Annotated in this window: 16 protein-coding genes; 15 read left to right on the forward strand and 1 reads right to left on the reverse strand. The window is 39.8% G+C overall.

Features of this window, described 5'->3' with window-relative positions; translation table 11 throughout:
- Window positions 1-146: 146 nt before the first annotated feature.
- From ACSV5T_RS04630 to ACSV5T_RS04695, 14 genes are all read left to right on the forward strand, one after another.
- Window positions 147-1,454, forward strand: a complete 1,308-nt coding sequence (locus ACSV5T_RS04630) for an FAD-dependent oxidoreductase (protein WP_438320398.1) — start codon at window positions 147-149, stop codon at window positions 1,452-1,454.
- Window positions 1,451-1,729, forward strand: coding sequence for a ferredoxin family protein (locus ACSV5T_RS04635; protein WP_295794196.1), 279 nt, complete (start codon window positions 1,451-1,453; stop codon window positions 1,727-1,729). The genes ACSV5T_RS04630 and ACSV5T_RS04635 overlap by 4 nt, the downstream gene beginning before the upstream one ends.
- A gap of 4 nt (window positions 1,730-1,733) precedes the next feature.
- Window positions 1,734-2,720 carry an electron transfer flavoprotein subunit beta/FixA family protein gene (locus ACSV5T_RS04640; RefSeq protein WP_119206636.1) on the forward strand — a complete coding sequence of 329 codons (987 nt, stop codon included), beginning with the start codon at window positions 1,734-1,736 and terminating at the stop codon, window positions 2,718-2,720.
- On the forward strand, window positions 2,720-3,721 hold the full coding sequence (locus ACSV5T_RS04645; RefSeq protein WP_060924160.1) for an electron transfer flavoprotein subunit alpha/FixB family protein: 1,002 nt from the start codon (window positions 2,720-2,722) through the stop codon (window positions 3,719-3,721). The genes ACSV5T_RS04640 and ACSV5T_RS04645 overlap by 1 nt, the downstream gene beginning before the upstream one ends.
- Before the next feature lie 620 nt (window positions 3,722-4,341).
- A complete protein-coding gene (locus tag ACSV5T_RS04650) occupies window positions 4,342-5,100 on the forward strand; it encodes an SDR family NAD(P)-dependent oxidoreductase (RefSeq protein ID WP_438320399.1) in 759 nt (252 codons plus the stop codon).
- Window positions 5,101-5,191: 91 nt separating this feature from the next.
- The gene (locus tag ACSV5T_RS04655) at window positions 5,192-5,791 is read left to right on the forward strand and encodes a hypothetical protein (RefSeq protein ID WP_295869177.1); all 600 of its coding nucleotides are present in this window, start codon (window positions 5,192-5,194) and stop codon (window positions 5,789-5,791) included.
- 46 nt (window positions 5,792-5,837) lie between these two features.
- Window positions 5,838-6,422 (forward strand): hypothetical protein, encoded by a 585-nt coding sequence (locus ACSV5T_RS04660; protein WP_295869176.1) that lies wholly within the window; start codon window positions 5,838-5,840, stop codon window positions 6,420-6,422.
- A gap of 227 nt (window positions 6,423-6,649) precedes the next feature.
- Complete coding sequence (locus ACSV5T_RS04665) at window positions 6,650-7,600, forward strand: ABC transporter permease (protein ID WP_438320400.1); 951 nt, start codon at window positions 6,650-6,652, stop codon at window positions 7,598-7,600.
- Window positions 7,593-8,402 (forward strand): ABC transporter permease, encoded by an 810-nt coding sequence (locus tag ACSV5T_RS04670; protein WP_295869173.1) that lies wholly within the window; start codon window positions 7,593-7,595, stop codon window positions 8,400-8,402. The genes ACSV5T_RS04665 and ACSV5T_RS04670 overlap by 8 nt, the downstream gene beginning before the upstream one ends.
- A gap of 65 nt (window positions 8,403-8,467) precedes the next feature.
- Window positions 8,468-9,991, forward strand: a complete 1,524-nt coding sequence (locus ACSV5T_RS04675) for an ABC transporter substrate-binding protein (RefSeq protein ID WP_438320401.1) — start codon at window positions 8,468-8,470, stop codon at window positions 9,989-9,991.
- The gene (locus tag ACSV5T_RS04680; RefSeq protein ID WP_295869170.1) at window positions 9,984-10,751 is read left to right on the forward strand and encodes an ABC transporter ATP-binding protein; all 768 of its coding nucleotides are present in this window, start codon (window positions 9,984-9,986) and stop codon (window positions 10,749-10,751) included. The genes ACSV5T_RS04675 and ACSV5T_RS04680 overlap by 8 nt, the downstream gene beginning before the upstream one ends.
- A gap of 1 nt (window position 10,752) precedes the next feature.
- On the forward strand, window positions 10,753-11,493 hold the full coding sequence (locus tag ACSV5T_RS04685; RefSeq protein WP_295869168.1) for an ABC transporter ATP-binding protein: 741 nt from the start codon (window positions 10,753-10,755) through the stop codon (window positions 11,491-11,493).
- Between the two features lie 130 nt (window positions 11,494-11,623).
- Window positions 11,624-12,892 carry an AAA family ATPase gene (locus ACSV5T_RS04690; protein ID WP_295825144.1) on the forward strand — a complete coding sequence of 423 codons (1,269 nt, stop codon included), beginning with the start codon at window positions 11,624-11,626 and terminating at the stop codon, window positions 12,890-12,892.
- 2 nt (window positions 12,893-12,894) lie between these two features.
- On the forward strand, window positions 12,895-13,542 hold the full coding sequence (locus ACSV5T_RS04695; RefSeq protein ID WP_295825146.1) for an RloB family protein: 648 nt from the start codon (window positions 12,895-12,897) through the stop codon (window positions 13,540-13,542).
- A 387-nt stretch (window positions 13,543-13,929) separates the two neighbouring features.
- Here ACSV5T_RS04695 and ACSV5T_RS04700 read toward each other — a convergent pair whose 3' ends face one another.
- Window positions 13,930-14,277, reverse strand: coding sequence for a hypothetical protein (locus ACSV5T_RS04700; RefSeq protein WP_295825148.1), 348 nt, complete (start codon window positions 14,275-14,277; stop codon window positions 13,930-13,932).
- 320 nt (window positions 14,278-14,597) lie between these two features.
- Between ACSV5T_RS04700 and ACSV5T_RS04705 the strand changes: the two genes are divergently transcribed.
- The gene (locus ACSV5T_RS04705) at window positions 14,598-15,215 is read left to right on the forward strand and encodes a DNA alkylation repair protein (protein ID WP_295869729.1); all 618 of its coding nucleotides are present in this window, start codon (window positions 14,598-14,600) and stop codon (window positions 15,213-15,215) included.
- Window positions 15,216-15,227: the final 12 nt, after the last annotated feature.

Raw genomic sequence — 15,227 nt, forward strand, 5'->3', positions numbered from 1 at the left:
AGCTATTTACAACATAATGTTAAAAAATATAGAATATATTCATTTTTCTGTGGTAATTTTTAGAGGTATTTTGGTTCTTAATAGAGAAATATATATACTATATGAACTTATGTAAGTCTAAGCTTTGATTTAAAGGAGCTGAGTATATGGCAATTGATCGCAATGAAACATTTGACGTTATCGTTGTTGGTGCAGGCCCAGCAGGCTCTGCGGCGGCGTTACGCCTCGCGGAGCAACGGGTAAAGGTTTTACTCATTGAACGCGGTACCGCACCAGGCGCTAAAAATATGATGGGTGGACGTATCTATACGCATTCTTTAGAACGGTTAGTACCGGACTTTAGAGACCGTGCCCCATTGGAACGTAAGGTAACAAAAGAACGCATTTCTATTGGCTCTGGCAATGAAATGACGACTATTGAATACAGCTACGAAGATGGACAACCGAATGAAGAATCCTACGTAGTATTACGCGCTAAATTCGATAAATGGCTCGCTGAAGAGGCTGAGAAAAAGGGTGCTCTTCTCGTATCCAATGTACAGGTAACAGACCTCATTACTGAAGGTGAAGGCAAAAAGCAACGCGTTGTTGGCGTTCGTTGCCACGATGATGAAGTATATGCAAAACTTGTTATCATCGCAGAAGGCTCTAATACAGTATTATTAGAAAAAGCAGGTCTTACAGCTCCTACCGATCCAAGCACTATGGCAGTAGGGGTAAAAGAGGTATACAAACTTAAAAAAGAGGACCTTGAAAATCGCCTTATGCTGTCTGGAGATGACGGTATGGCGTGGCTTACTCTAGGTGATATGACCTCTGGCTTATTGGGAGGCGGCTTTATTTATACAAATAAAGATAGCCTTTCTGTGGGTATGGTTGTGGGCCTTGAAGACATCGGTAAAGCCGATCGTTCTGTAGACGATATGCTTTCAGCTTTCACAAGCCATCCAAGAATTGCGCCATTGTTGAAAAATGGTCAGTTGAAAGAACATAGTGCCCACCTCGTACCTGAAGGGGGCTATAAATCGATGCCTACATTGGGTGGTAATGGTTATATTATCGTTGGCGATGCGGCGCGCATGTGTATGAATCTTGGGTATACTATTCGTGGTATGGACCTTGCTATCGAGTCCGGTATGTGCGCAGCAGATGCAGTTAACGTAGCCTTGCGCGATGAAAATATGGATCGCGTAGCTAAATTGTATGAACGTCAAATCAAGAGTTCTTGGTTACTGAAGGACTTGAAGCGTTACAAAAATATGCCTAAATTCCTCGCTACCCATCCGCGTATTTTCAATGAATACCCAGCATTTGTTAATAATTTGATGCGCGACGTATTCACTGTAAATGGTGATGGTGCAGTACCAATGATGAAAAAAATTATGCGCCGTGTCGGAGACATTGGCCTATTTACCTTGATTCGTGATGCTTGGAAAGGGGTGCGTTCCCTATGAAACTAGAAGAGCGTTTGGGCGCCAATAAATATTATGTAGATGAAACGTCTCCTCATATCCTTGTGGATGGCGCTGGTTTTAGCCTTGAAGAGAAAATGAAACTCGTCAATGGCTGTCCGGCTGGTCTATATACATTACAAGATAATGGCGATTTAGCCTTTGATTTTGCCGGCTGTTTAGAATGCGGCACATGCCGTGTTCTTTGTGGTGAAACAATCGTAAAAACTTGGAAATATCCGCGTAACGCTAAGGGCGTAGAATTTAGACAGGGGTGAGTGTATGGAGTTATTAGTATGTATCAAACAGGTTCCAGATACCTCTGAGATTAAGCTGGATCCGGAAACAAATAATCTCATCCGCACAGGCTTGCCTAGCATTGTAAACCCTGACGATATGCATGCGTTAGAGGCGGCATTGGCGGTAAAAGACCAATATGAAGGTAGTCGTGTAACAGTTGTCAGCATGGGGCCTCCACAGGCGGAAGAAGCACTTCGTCAATGTTTAGCTCTCGGCGCTGATGATGCGGTACTCGTTACAGACCGTGCGTTCGGTGGTGCCGATACATTGGCTACAAGCTATACCATTGCGTCTGCAATCCGTCATATTCAACGGACTATGAACCGTCAGTTCCAAATTATCTTCTGTGGTAAGCAGGCAATCGATGGCGATACTGCACAAGTAGGGCCTCAAATTGCAGAGGAACTCGGTATGGCGCAAGCTACCTATGCTTGTGAACTATCCGTAGATCAAGCAGCTCAAAAAGCAGTTGTGAAACGACAACATGAAAATGGCTATGAAATCGTAGAGGTTCCATTGCCGTTATTGGTTACAGCCACAGCTGAGCTCAACGAGCCACGCCAACCAGGCCTTTGGAGCTCTATTTATGCGAAACGGTATACTATCACTCACGTAACATTGCGAGATATGCCTCATATTGATGAAAGCCGTATCGGCCTTAATGGCTCTCCTACGCGTGTGCGTAAGGTGTACCAACCACCTCTCCGCGGTAAAGTAGAAATGTTGCCATCCATAGAGGAAGGGGCTAAAAAGGTTCTCGAATTGGCTTACCATATTAAGCCAGAAAAATTTGCTCATCTACTAGTGCCAAATGATGCGCCTGTTGAGGTGGCTGAGGACAATGATGAGGGTGTAGATGTAAAAGACCCTGTGCAACGGGCTGCGTCTGTTGAAAGCGTATCCCCTAGTGAGTTTAAGGCGGTAGCAGCTGCTAAAGGTGATGAAGGTTCTAAAGGAGGTGACCGGTAATGGCCGTGACAAATTTTGATGAATATAGAGACGTCTTTGTCGTAGCTGATACTATCGATGATGTGGTACATCCGGTTACGTATGAACTGATTGGCCAAGCTCGCCGTATCGCTAAGGAATTGGGCCAACTCGTTCAAGTTATGCTATTGGGCGAGAATGTTCAAACCGAAGCAGAGGAACTCGTAGCACATGGTGCCGATATCGTTCACGTTTTTGAAAGCCCGCTTTTGAAATACTATACAACTGATGGTTATACTAAGGTGTTAACAGACTTCTTTGAAGACCATAAGCCTAATATCCTTTTGATTGGTGCTACTAATAACGGTCGTGACTTGGCGCCTCGTATGTCTGGTCGCATGCAAAATGGCGTTGTAGCGGACTGTACGATCTTAACGGTAGATACGAATGAAGGCCTTGTAGAATGGACACGTCCTGCCTTGGGCGGCAATATCTTGGCGGAAATCATTTCTCCAAACCATCGTCCTCAAATGGGCTCCGTACGTCCTAACGTGTTCAAAAAGCCTGAACGTATTGCCGATAGCTGGGGTCGTATTCAAATTGAACAATTTGACCTCAAGCCTGAAGACATTCGCATGAAACGCCTCGACTTCATTCCGTTCAGCAAAGATGGTTACAACATCCAAGAAGCAGATATCATCGTAGCTGGTGGCCGTGGCATGGGCTCTAAAGAAAACTTCGATAAACTTTATGAACTAGCCGATGCTATCGGTGGCGTTGTAGGCGCTACACGTCCACTCGTTGAAAAAGGCTGGATTGAATTGCCATACCAAGTAGGTCAAACAGGCAAAACTGTAAGCCCTAAACTATACTTGGCATTCGGTATCTCTGGTGCTATCCAACACGTGAGCGGCATCTCCGGTGCTGACACAATCGTGGCTATTAACAACGATCCAAACGCAGAAATCTTCCAACACGCTAACTATGGTATCGTGGGGGATTGCATGGAAGTGTTAAATGATATGTTGGCGCATCTGAAATAAAGAGCAAGAGTATTTGAGCTCTCCTCGTAAAACCTAATAAACCATAGGGATACCTATCCTCAGCCTTCATGGGTACGCGTAGCGCCCAAGGCGGCTTCGAATAGGTATCCCTATTTATTTTCTAGCTACAGTAGAGCTCAAATATCTTAGCGTTACATACAGATACATCAGCATATCATTCTAGGGATTAGTGAAAGGCTCCATAGTGACCTAAGTCGCTTCCGGAACGGTAATCCTTTTTCATTTCTATGCGCTTTTCCTTCAGATGCGTCAATATATCATTTGGGGGAATGGAAAGAGTGGTACGCGTAGCGCCCAAGGCGGCTTCGAATAGGTATCCCTATTTGCCTTTCCTACTGTAGTAGAGCTCAAATATTTACACTCTAAATTTAAGCTGCTACACAAATTTATTTAGATGGGAGATAGGATGTCATTTTCAGAAAGGGTATCCTATCATATCCCTAAATCCATAAGCCACTTTATGGGGGCTTTTAAATACATTCTGCGCCTATGTATACACTATTTTTGTTGTTTATAGGTGGTAGGGTAGCGTTTTTTGTTTTTTATAATGGTATAATGAACTTATTAGAATAGAACGGATTGATGATGAGGAGGCTTTTATGGCTCGTAATGTTTTTGTCACTGGTGCAACGTCTGGTATTGGTCTTTGTATTGCAGAGGCGTATGCCAAGCATGGCGATAATGTGTTGATTTCTGGCCGTCGTGCTGAGTTATTGGGTGAGGTACAGGCTCGTTTGTCTAAGGAATATGGCGTACGTGTTGAGACTTTGGTTCTTGATGTGCGTAGTCGTGAGGATGTTGAAAGCAAGGTTCCTGCAGCTATCGAGGCTTTTGGTGGCGTTGATGTACTTGTAAATAATGCCGGTCTTGCTCAAGGGCTTGATCCTTTCCAAGATAGCTCTGTTGCTGATGCGGTGACTATGATTGATACCAATGTGAAAGGCCTTTTATATGTAACAAAAGCGGTATTGCCTTTCATGATTGATAAAAATGAAGGTCATATTGTAAATATGGGCTCTACGGCTGGTATTTATGCATATCCAGGCGGCGCTGTTTACTGCGCTACAAAGGCCGCTGTTAAGACATTGAGCGATGGTATTCGCATGGATACGATTGCTACAGATATTAAGGTTACAACTATTCAACCAGGTATCGTAGAAACACCATTTAGTGAAGTACGCTTCCACGGTGATGCGGAACGAGCAAAATCTGTATATGCTGGTATTGAGGCTGTTCAACCAGAAGACGTAGCCGATGTAGTATTGTATGTAACAAACCAACCTAAACGCTTGCAAATCTCTGATGTAACCATCATGGCGAACCAACAAGCAGCTGGATTTATGGTGCATAAGAAATAGTTACTTGAAATCCTATATCAATTAGGGTATACTTGTTGAGTGAATTTTGATAAATATAATTTTACAAAACTTATTTTCGGAGATTGTTGTTATGACAACAAGGATAAAGATATTATTAGTGGCTTCTTTAGCATGGGCAACTATTGGTTCCTATAGCATTACTAATGCTCATAATCCATCCAATGGAGGCGATTCCATGCCTATGACTGGTGGAATCTCAGTTGAACCTGCAGAACCCAATTTTATTATGCCAAGTCCTGTACATGTGTTTACCACAGTTAAAGAAGCAGCGGACTATATGAATATAACACCACAGATGCCAAAGCTGTTACCTGTAGGCTTTAATATTCAATCTGTCATAACCTTAGAGAAAGATATATTACAAGTTGTTTATGTCTATGAACCTGGTGCGGAGCCATATTACAACAAAGCTGGTGGTGCACTGATTATATATCGTTCATCTAAGTTAACTGGTGATATTAGTGGTGACCGTAAGATTCATAAGGTGATAGAAACTGAACGTGTAGATGGAACAAAAGTTACTTTCAAAGGCAGTGACAAAATGGTCAATCTTGCATTGTGGATGAAAGATGGGCAGAATCACTCGTTAGAGTTTCAGCATCCCGTTACGCGAGATATGGCGAAGGCTATGATTCGTAATATTGTTGAAGAAAAATCACATACAAAATAAATGTGTTTTTAATAATTTTTATGTTACGTGAAGGGAGATTATACCCATGGTTAAAAAATTTGTATTAATGGCAGTTGCTTGTGCTTGTGTAGGTTCTTACACTGTTGCTGGTGCACAAGGTACTCTTGATGTAAAACCAGATCCAGCTAAACCTATGGTAGCAGAACAGTCAGCGCCTATGGTTGGCATGCCAAATCCTATTCATGAGTTTAGCACTATTGATGAAGCTGCTAAATATATGAATATTACACCTCAATTGCCTAAGGTATTGCCTGTAGGCTACAATATTGAGTCTGTCAGCACTATCGAAAAAGATGTATTACAAGTAGTTTATGTATACCAAGCTGGTGAGGATGCGACTCGTAACCAAGCGGCAGGTAAACGTATCGTGTATCGCGTAGGAACTACAAAAGGTGATATTAGTGGTGATCATAAGGATTATCGCGTAACAGCTACAGAAAAAGTAAACGGTACAAAGGTTACTTTCAAAGGTGGCGAAAAAATGGTATATCTCACAGGTTGGACGAAAGATGGCCAAACTCATGCGATGTATTTTGAACGCCCTGTAACTCGTGATATGGCTAAAGCAATTATCGCAAATACAGTAGCACCTAAACTACATACAAAATAAAAGGTTCAGCCTAGTGGGATAGGCATGCGGGATGTAGTGAAACACTCGCATGGACTTTGTAAGGGTTATATAAGAAGCGGCTCCTCATATGAGGGGCCGTTTTTGTTGGTATGCAAAACTTTCATAATGATAATCAGTCTAATATACCTCTATGGGTATACATATATATACAGAGCATTGATAGAATAGAAATATAGTTATTTTATGTTAAGAAGGCAGGTGATGGATTGTATCGATTACTACTACAGCGTTTGGTGAGTATAGTTGGTATTTTATTAGTTGTTACCATCGGTACATTCGTATTGATTAAATTATCGCCCATCGATCCTGTGTCGATGAAGTTTAACCTCGTGGGAGCTACGCCTGATCCTGTACTAGTCGCTCAATTACGGGAACAGTTAGGTCTCAATGATCCGTGGTGGCAACAATATATGCGTTGGCTTAGTCAAATTATACGTGGTGATTTTGGGGAATCTATCCTATATTCGATGCCTGTAGCAACCTTGCTATCAGGGGCGTTGCCTAATACATTGGGTCTCGTCTCATTGTCACTTATTATGGGGATTATTGTAACTATTCCTCTAGGAATGCTGTCTGCAACGTATCAAAATTCTTGGGTGGATCATGGCGTTCGTCTATTGACATTTTTAGCCTTGGCCATCCCTAGTTTCTGGGTTGGCCTATTATTGTTGTACTTATTTGGCGTTAAATTGCAGCTTGTATCAGTTACGAATACAAATGGTTTCTCTGCGTATATTTTGCCAGCTGTGACATTGGCTTTATGGTTATGTGGATTATATATCCGTCGCTTACGGAATGCTATTTTAGAGGTGTCTCGACGCCCCTTTGTACAAGGTGCACGTGCCCTGGGCTTGCCGGAGTGGATGGTATATATCCGATATATCTTCCCACATGTAGGGCTCATGTTACTCCCTATGATGGGCGTAACGATGGGCGCTATGCTTGGAGGATCTGCTGTTATTGAGACGGTATTCGCCATTAAGGGCATTGGCTATATGATGGTACAAGGTATTATGGCTCGCGACTTTGTATTGATGCAAGGCTATATCATTTGGATTACGATGGTGTTTATTATTATCAATATCATCATTGATGCATTGAGTTATTGGCTAAATCCAAAACGCAGGGCCGCTATACAAGGAGGCTCTTATGAATAGACAAAAGCCGTATACCTTATATCTTATGTTGTGCTTAGCTACTCTATGGATTGTATTATTTTTATGCGCTCCCTATATAGCACCCTTTGACCCTGAAACAACTAGTATCCCCGACCGTTTACAAGATATCAGTAGTACCCATTTATTGGGGACTGACCAATTGGGCCGTGATGTGTGGTCTCGTATTCTCTATGGTGGTAAAGCATCTTTAGGGATTGCTTTCACTATTATTGGTATTAGTGGCGCTATCGGCATCGTCATCGGTGGCCTTGCAGGATTTTCTACGCCTCGTATCGACCGCTGGCTATCCCGCTTAATCGATTTGGTCCTAGGATTCCCGAATATGGTGATTGCTATTGCGTTCATCGGTATCATGGGGCCTAGCATTCCGAATGTCATTATTTCGCTGTGTATTACAAAATGGGCAGAGTATGCGCGCATCACGCGAGGTCTCGTACAAATCGAGCGTCATGCGGAGTATATTACCTTTGCTCGTATGTCGGGCGCATCTAATCTGCGTATCCTGTGGCGCTATATGTTACCAAATGTACTGCCACCGCTCTTGATTGTTATTATTCAACATCTCGGAGACGCTATCATCTTGGTTGCAAGTTTCTCACTCATTGGTATCGGCGTGCAACCACCAGATCCAGAATGGGGCACAATCTTATTAAGTTCTCGAGATTTTTTACAAACGGCGCCGTGGCTACTCATATATCCAGGGTTTGCCATTTTCATTACCGTTGTCTTATTTAACTATATTGGCGATGCGTTACGCGATGCACTCGATGTCTCTCAGTAACCGCGCTGTGTATAGATTTTTATTGTGAAAGCCCTAGCAGGCGCTGTATTTTTAAAGGAGAAATTATGAAACGTTGGTTATTAGTATGTTTAGCCATGTTGTCTATGGTAGCCCTCTTGACAGGTTGTGGCAGTAATACCGCTCAACAAGGCAAACAAGGAAAACACATGAATGTTGGCCTGTATTGGTTTGGTGAAACATTAGATCCAACTCATGAGTGGGATGCATGGACGTTGACACGTATCGGTGCCGGTGAAACATTGGCAACTGTAACACCAGACATGAAATTCACCCCACAATTGGCGGATTCTTGGGAAAATGTGGACCCTACTACATGGAAGTTCCACATTCGTGAAAATGTTAAATTCCAAAATGGCACACCTATGACACCACAAAAGGTAAAAGAGTCTATCGAGTACACTATGAAACAAAGTGCTCGTTCTGCAAAAGCTGTTAAGATTGAGTCTATCACTGTAGATGGTCAAAACTTGATTATCAAAACGACAGAACCTAATGGTTCCTTGTTGTCTAGCTTAACTGAACCTGCATTTGTCATCATGGACACTGCAGATCTTAAAGACGTAGCGACAAAACCTATTCTTACAGGTCCTTACAAAATTAAATCTTTCACAAAGGGTGAAACTATTGAGCTAGAAGCCTTTGCAGATTACTGGGACGGCAAGCCAGGCCTTGATACTGTAACAGTGAAAGACATCGAAGACAATAACAAACGCGCAATGGCATTGCAATCTAAAGATGTAGATGTTATTCAAAAAGTAGATTCTGCTAACCGCAGCTTGTTTAAAGATGGTTTCAATATTCAAGACATCGCTGGCGTACGTGTTTTTATGTTAAAAATGAACCAAACTGCAGCATCTCCATTACATGACAAAGCTGTACGTAATGCTGTTGCTCATATTATTAATTATGATTCTATGGCAAAAATTATCGGTAACGGTTCTACACCAGGTGCGGCACCATTCCCACCATCTGCTAACTTAGGCTATGACACAATTGCTAATAAAGCGACAACTGATGTGGCTAAAGCTGACCAAATCTTAACGCAAGCTGGTTATGCTAAAAATGCAAACGGCGTGTATGCGAAAGATGGTAAAGAGTTATCTCTAACACTAGCTGTATGGGGTAAAGACACAAGCATGTACGAAGAAATTCAACAAGAATTGAAACAAGCAGGCATTAATGTAACGCTTAAAAAACTACAAAGCCCTGACGAAGTGGATACACTTGGTACCAACGGTTTTGACTTGGTAGAACGTAATGTTATCACCATGTCTACAAACGACCCTTACTGGTTCCTCAGCTTGTTCTATAAATCCGGTGCAAAAGCAAATGTTGGCGCTTATTCTAACCCTCAAGTAGATGCGTTGATCGACCAATTGTCCGTAACATTTGATCAAAACGAACGCTCTAACATTGCTAAACAGGCTCAACAAATCTTGGTTGATGACGTAGCAGATATTTACTTGTTGTATCCAAGTGCAACTGTAGTATCCACATCTAAGGTTAAAAATGTGCCAGTACATCCTATCGATTACTACTTGTTAACAAAGGATTCTACTATTGAATAAATCTGATTGTATCGTATTTGACAAGGTTACAATTTCATACGGTGCGGAGCAAGCGGTACGCGATGTATCCTTCTCCGTGCCTAATGGTGAGGTCTTTGCCATCGTTGGTGAAAGTGGGTCTGGTAAATCTACGCTGGTCCGTGCCGCCTTTGGCATGTTGAAACAAGCGACTATAGCAGGTCAAATCTTGTTAAATGGCATCGACATTTCTACCTTGAGTGATGGAGATTGGCGCCAATTGCGTGGTACAGAAATTTCTATGATATTTCAAAATCCTAGTGCCTATCTAAATCCGAATCGGACCGTAGAAAATCACTTCAAGGATCTGTTCCGTGCTCATGGCGAAAGCTATGATGCTAGCCGCATTATCGATATGCTTGATCTCGTTCATCTCGATGGAGGAGACCGTATCTTACAGTCTTATCCATTCCAGTTGAGCGGTGGTATGCAGCAGCGATTAGCGATAGCTTTGAGCCTTATCCTAAAGCCAAACATCGTATTTGCCGATGAACCGACTAGCGCCTTAGATATACTCGTACAAGCTTCTGTGTTGGACCTATTGCGAGAAGTGACGCAAGCCCTTGGTGCAACAGTAGTCATCGTAACGCATAACATCAAGGCTGCAGCACGCATTGCAAATAGCATTGGCGTCATGAATAAAGGTCAGCTCGTTGAGGTAGGACCTACCGAAGCGGTTATAAACCAGCCAAAAGCTGAGTATACCCATGTATTGTTAGATTCCGTAATGAAAGTGGTGTAGTATGATTCAAGTTGAGCATGTATGTAAACAATATACGAACCACCATCATACGGTTCATGCCGTAAATGACGTATCTTTCTCTGTAGCGCCGAATGAACGCGTAGGCATTGCTGGCGGCAGTGGTTCAGGTAAAAGTACACTCCTCAGACTCATTGCAATGTTAGAAAAACCGTCTTCAGGTACTGTACGGCTATTCGGTGAGGATGTTACATCTATCCAAAACCATAGGGATATTTATCAATCCATGCAGATGATGTTTCAAAATCCTTTGGCAATCATTCCGCCACGGATGAACTTAGAAGCATTTATGTTGGAGCCGTATATCAACTATGGTCTTATGGATGTAGCTTCTGCAAAAGAAGACATATGCAAATGGATTCAACATGTAGATCTACCGGAATTGATTGTTCAAAAGTATCCTCATGAAGTAAGTGGTGGTCAGTTGCAACGCGTTGTACTGGCCCGAATTATGTTGATGCATCCAAAACTAGTACTTTTTGATGAACCTACATCAGCCCTTGATGCGGTGAACCAAAAGCTAGTATTAGATCTATTACAAAAATTACATCGGGAACAACCGTTTGGCTACGTATTCGTCAGCCATGATATAGGACTTTTACAAGCCGTAACAGATCGAATCATGGTTATGAAAGACGGACACATCGTTGAAATCATCGAATCAAAACGGCTTAAAGAAGCGGTACATCCTTATACAAAAGCACTTGTAGAAGCAAGTGAGTAAACGAAAGCCCTTATTTTGTATATTGAATAATAGAAATATTAAAAAAATACAATCATGTGAGCATTTGGCTCATTTGGTTGTATTTTTTTTGTGTGCGTTGTATACTTGACGTAAGAATGGAGGAAGTATTATGTTAATTCAGTTTTCCTTTAAAAATTTTAGATCCTTTAAGGATGAAGCTATTTTAGATTTAACAGCAACAACTTGCACTGAATTTCCTGAACATGTACGGGCATCTGGTGGTGAAAAAGTATTACCCGTAGCGGCTATATTTGGTGCTAATGCTAGTGGTAAGTCGAATGTATATAACGCATTTGAGTATATGACTCAATATGTCTTGCGTTCCTTTTCTTTTGGTGATGAAGATATTGAATCTGATGCTAAGATTAAACAGGACCCATTTTTATTTGATATAGAATCTGTTGATAAGGTATCTGTTTTTGAGGTATATTTTACAATCCCTGGAGATGATAAACAAAAAGTTTATAATTATGGTTTCTCTATGAACCGTCAGGGCATTGAAGAAGAGTGGTTAAATATTAAAGCTAGAACTGTTAGAGAATATAGACCTATATTTTATAGAAACACAGCTCATGAAGAGCTAGATTTATCTGGGATTCCTAAAGCAAGTCAAGAAAATATTAAAATATCTTTAGAACCACAAACTTTAATAGTATCTCTTGGAGCTAAGTTGAAAATTGAGAAATGTAAATTAATAAGAGACTGGTTCGGATATAATTCTTTATCGAATTTCGCAGATCCTATAGAGTCTTTACTTCGCTACAGGATGATGCCTAAAGGATTTGTTGAGGATAAGAATGTTCAAAATAAAGTAGTGAATTTTTTAGGTGCTTTTGATGATAGCATAAAGGGGTTTTCTATTACAAAGCACGAAAAAGAAGAAGAGAAAGAAAAAAGAAAGGTATATTCTATTAATACCCTACATGTAAAAAAAGGTAGTAATAAATCTGTAGAAATATCGCTTGGCGAGGAGTCTGCGGGGACACAAAAAATGTTTGCTTTGTATCCAGAGCTTCAATCTGTCTTGACTAAGGGCGCCGTATTATTTGTTGATGAGCTAAATGCGCGACTACATCCTTTGTTGATGCGGAATATATTACTATTATTTTTAAATCCCGAAATTAATACAAATAATGCACAGTTAATTTTTACAACTCATGATTTGCTTCCTATGTCTAATCGATTATTACGACGTGATGAGATTTGGTTCGCAGAAAAAGATATTGATGGAGCCTCGGAATTATATTCCTTAATTGATTTTAAGGGAGAAACAGGAAAAGCAGTTCGTAAGGATGTAAATTATATTAAGCAATATTTATTAGGTAATTATGGCGCAATACCGTTATTAAAAGATATGGACTTTTCTTCGGAGAAATAATTATGGCTAAACAAGATCATAGAGGTAAAAGAAGACCTCGACACGAACGGATTGAAAGACGTAATTTGGAGTTAGGCTATTATTTAATATATACTGATACGGAAGGAACCGAGAGGGCGTATTTTGAAGGGTTACATAAGTCATTACCTGATGAAGTTAGAAGTAAGTTGCAAATAAAAGTTGTAGATGGTATTAAAACTAGAGAATTAATAAGTAAAGCTTGTAGAGACAGTAGTTACGATCCACAATTAAGAGAAACTTGGATTATATTTGATAGAGACCAAGTAACTACTTTTGATAAAATTATAGAAAAGGCTGAGAGTTTAAATATTCATGTTGGTTGGTCAAACCCTTGTATTGAGATATGGCTTCATGCATATTTAGGAAGACTGAAAACTTTTGATACATCAGTTTGTTGTTGCGAAAGTTTAAAGCGGATTTGTCGACAAAAAATGAATGGATATGAATATAATAAGACTGATAGTGATTTATATCAGCGTTTTTATACCGTAGGGAGCGAAGAAGGTGCTATTAAGACTGCTAAAAATCGGTATATATCATTAGTCCGAGATGGCATTACTGTTCCTTCTGAAATGAATCCATGTACTACAGTATATAAATTGGTAGAAGAAATTCGGTCTAAGCTATAAGAATCTTATTAAAAAGGGGTTTGTATTAGCCGTAGTTATGAAATTGCAACTTTAAAGATCATTTTCTTATATAATAATAAATTATATATAATTTTTACCAACCTAGAAGTAATTAGAATAATTTTGTTATTATATAAGTAAAGCCTTACTAGAGTAGTGAAAGTATTATAAAAAATGAAGATAAGTTAGCTATTTGTCTAGAATAGATAGTGACTTTAAATATAAATAGTGTTTAAGTTTACTTATTAAGTAAAATAGAGTAAAAGTTGAATGAAAGACTTTTTTTTAAATAGTAGAGATTCAGAAGACTATGAAATGATATGATTTAGTTAAAATATAGAAAACGGCTCCTTAAAAAGGAGCCGTTTGTTGTTTTTATTAATTTCTTTACACAATTTCCGCTTTCAAATCGATAACGTGTTTACATGCAACACATCCAGGGCAGTCGCAGAATTCTGCACCTTGTGCTTTGATAGATTTAGCGTGTTGTAATAGGTTAGCTGCGCCTTCTGCACCAAGGATTTGTGTAGCTAGTTCAGAGCCTGCAAAGCCAATTGTTTCATCGATAAGAGCAATGTTTTGCTCTGCTACAGATACTAGCTGTTTTGTAAGTGCTTTTTGTTCAGGTTTACCTTCTGCATTGATCCAAGATTGCGCGAATTCTTTTACTGTAGGGTTGCTTGTAGGTGCATCTAATAAAGCTTGTACGAGTTCTTTTACTTGTGTATGTGTCATGATAGTCTCCTTTATATAACTACTAACTATAGTTTTGGAATAGTGCATTTAGTATCATATGAGCATCTGTTCCTTTTGTTGAGTTCATTATAGCACCTACAATAATTTTGAATAGTAGAATGATTTGCGATAGATACTATCAAATGTGATAGATTTGTGATGATTACTGAGAAAATTTTTTGATATAATTTAATAATAAAAGCTGAATACCAAAAATTGGCGCAATGTAGCTGTATTGAAAACATAGTTTTATTGATTTTGTAAAGGCTAGAATCAGAGCGTTATAAACAAATTAGAATTTGTAAGTGAGGTGAGTTTCTTTGAAAGCGTATATTAGGAGTTTAGAAACAGAGTTTTCCTTGATAGAAAATGGCTTCAAAGAGGAAGAAAGACGAGCCTTGGCCGATTATAAATCTAATGATACTGAATATATCAAGGAATTGGCATTTTTAGCCTATAAATCTGATATCTATCAAGTAAGAATGTACGGTGTATTTCTTTTTGGATATTTATCAGATAAAAAAGATATTTTGGTATTTATGAGAGATGAAGTGTCTGAAGATGATAATTGGAGAGTTCAGGAAGTATTAGCAAAGGCATTTGATGAATTTTGCAGAAAGACCGGGTATGAAAAAGCTCTTCCAATTATTGATGAATGGTTAGATAATCATAATCCAAATACGAGGAGAGCCGTTATAGAGGGATTAAGAATATGGATGAGTAGACCATATTTTAAAGATAATCCGAAGGAAGCTATTAAGCGTATTGCTGCACTAAAAGAAGATACCAGCGAATATGTCAGAAAATCGGTAGGCAATGCTTTAAGAGATATTAGCAAAAAATTTCCTGAATTAATTAAAGCTGAACTTAATAATTGGAAATTAGACAGCAAAGAAATAAATCAAGTGTACAAATTGGCGAGTAAATTTATTAGCTGACAAATTCAAGTT

Source organism: Veillonella sp. ZSJB6 (genome assembly GCF_051549505.1).
Lineage (GTDB): Bacteria > Bacillota > Negativicutes > Veillonellales > Veillonellaceae > Veillonella.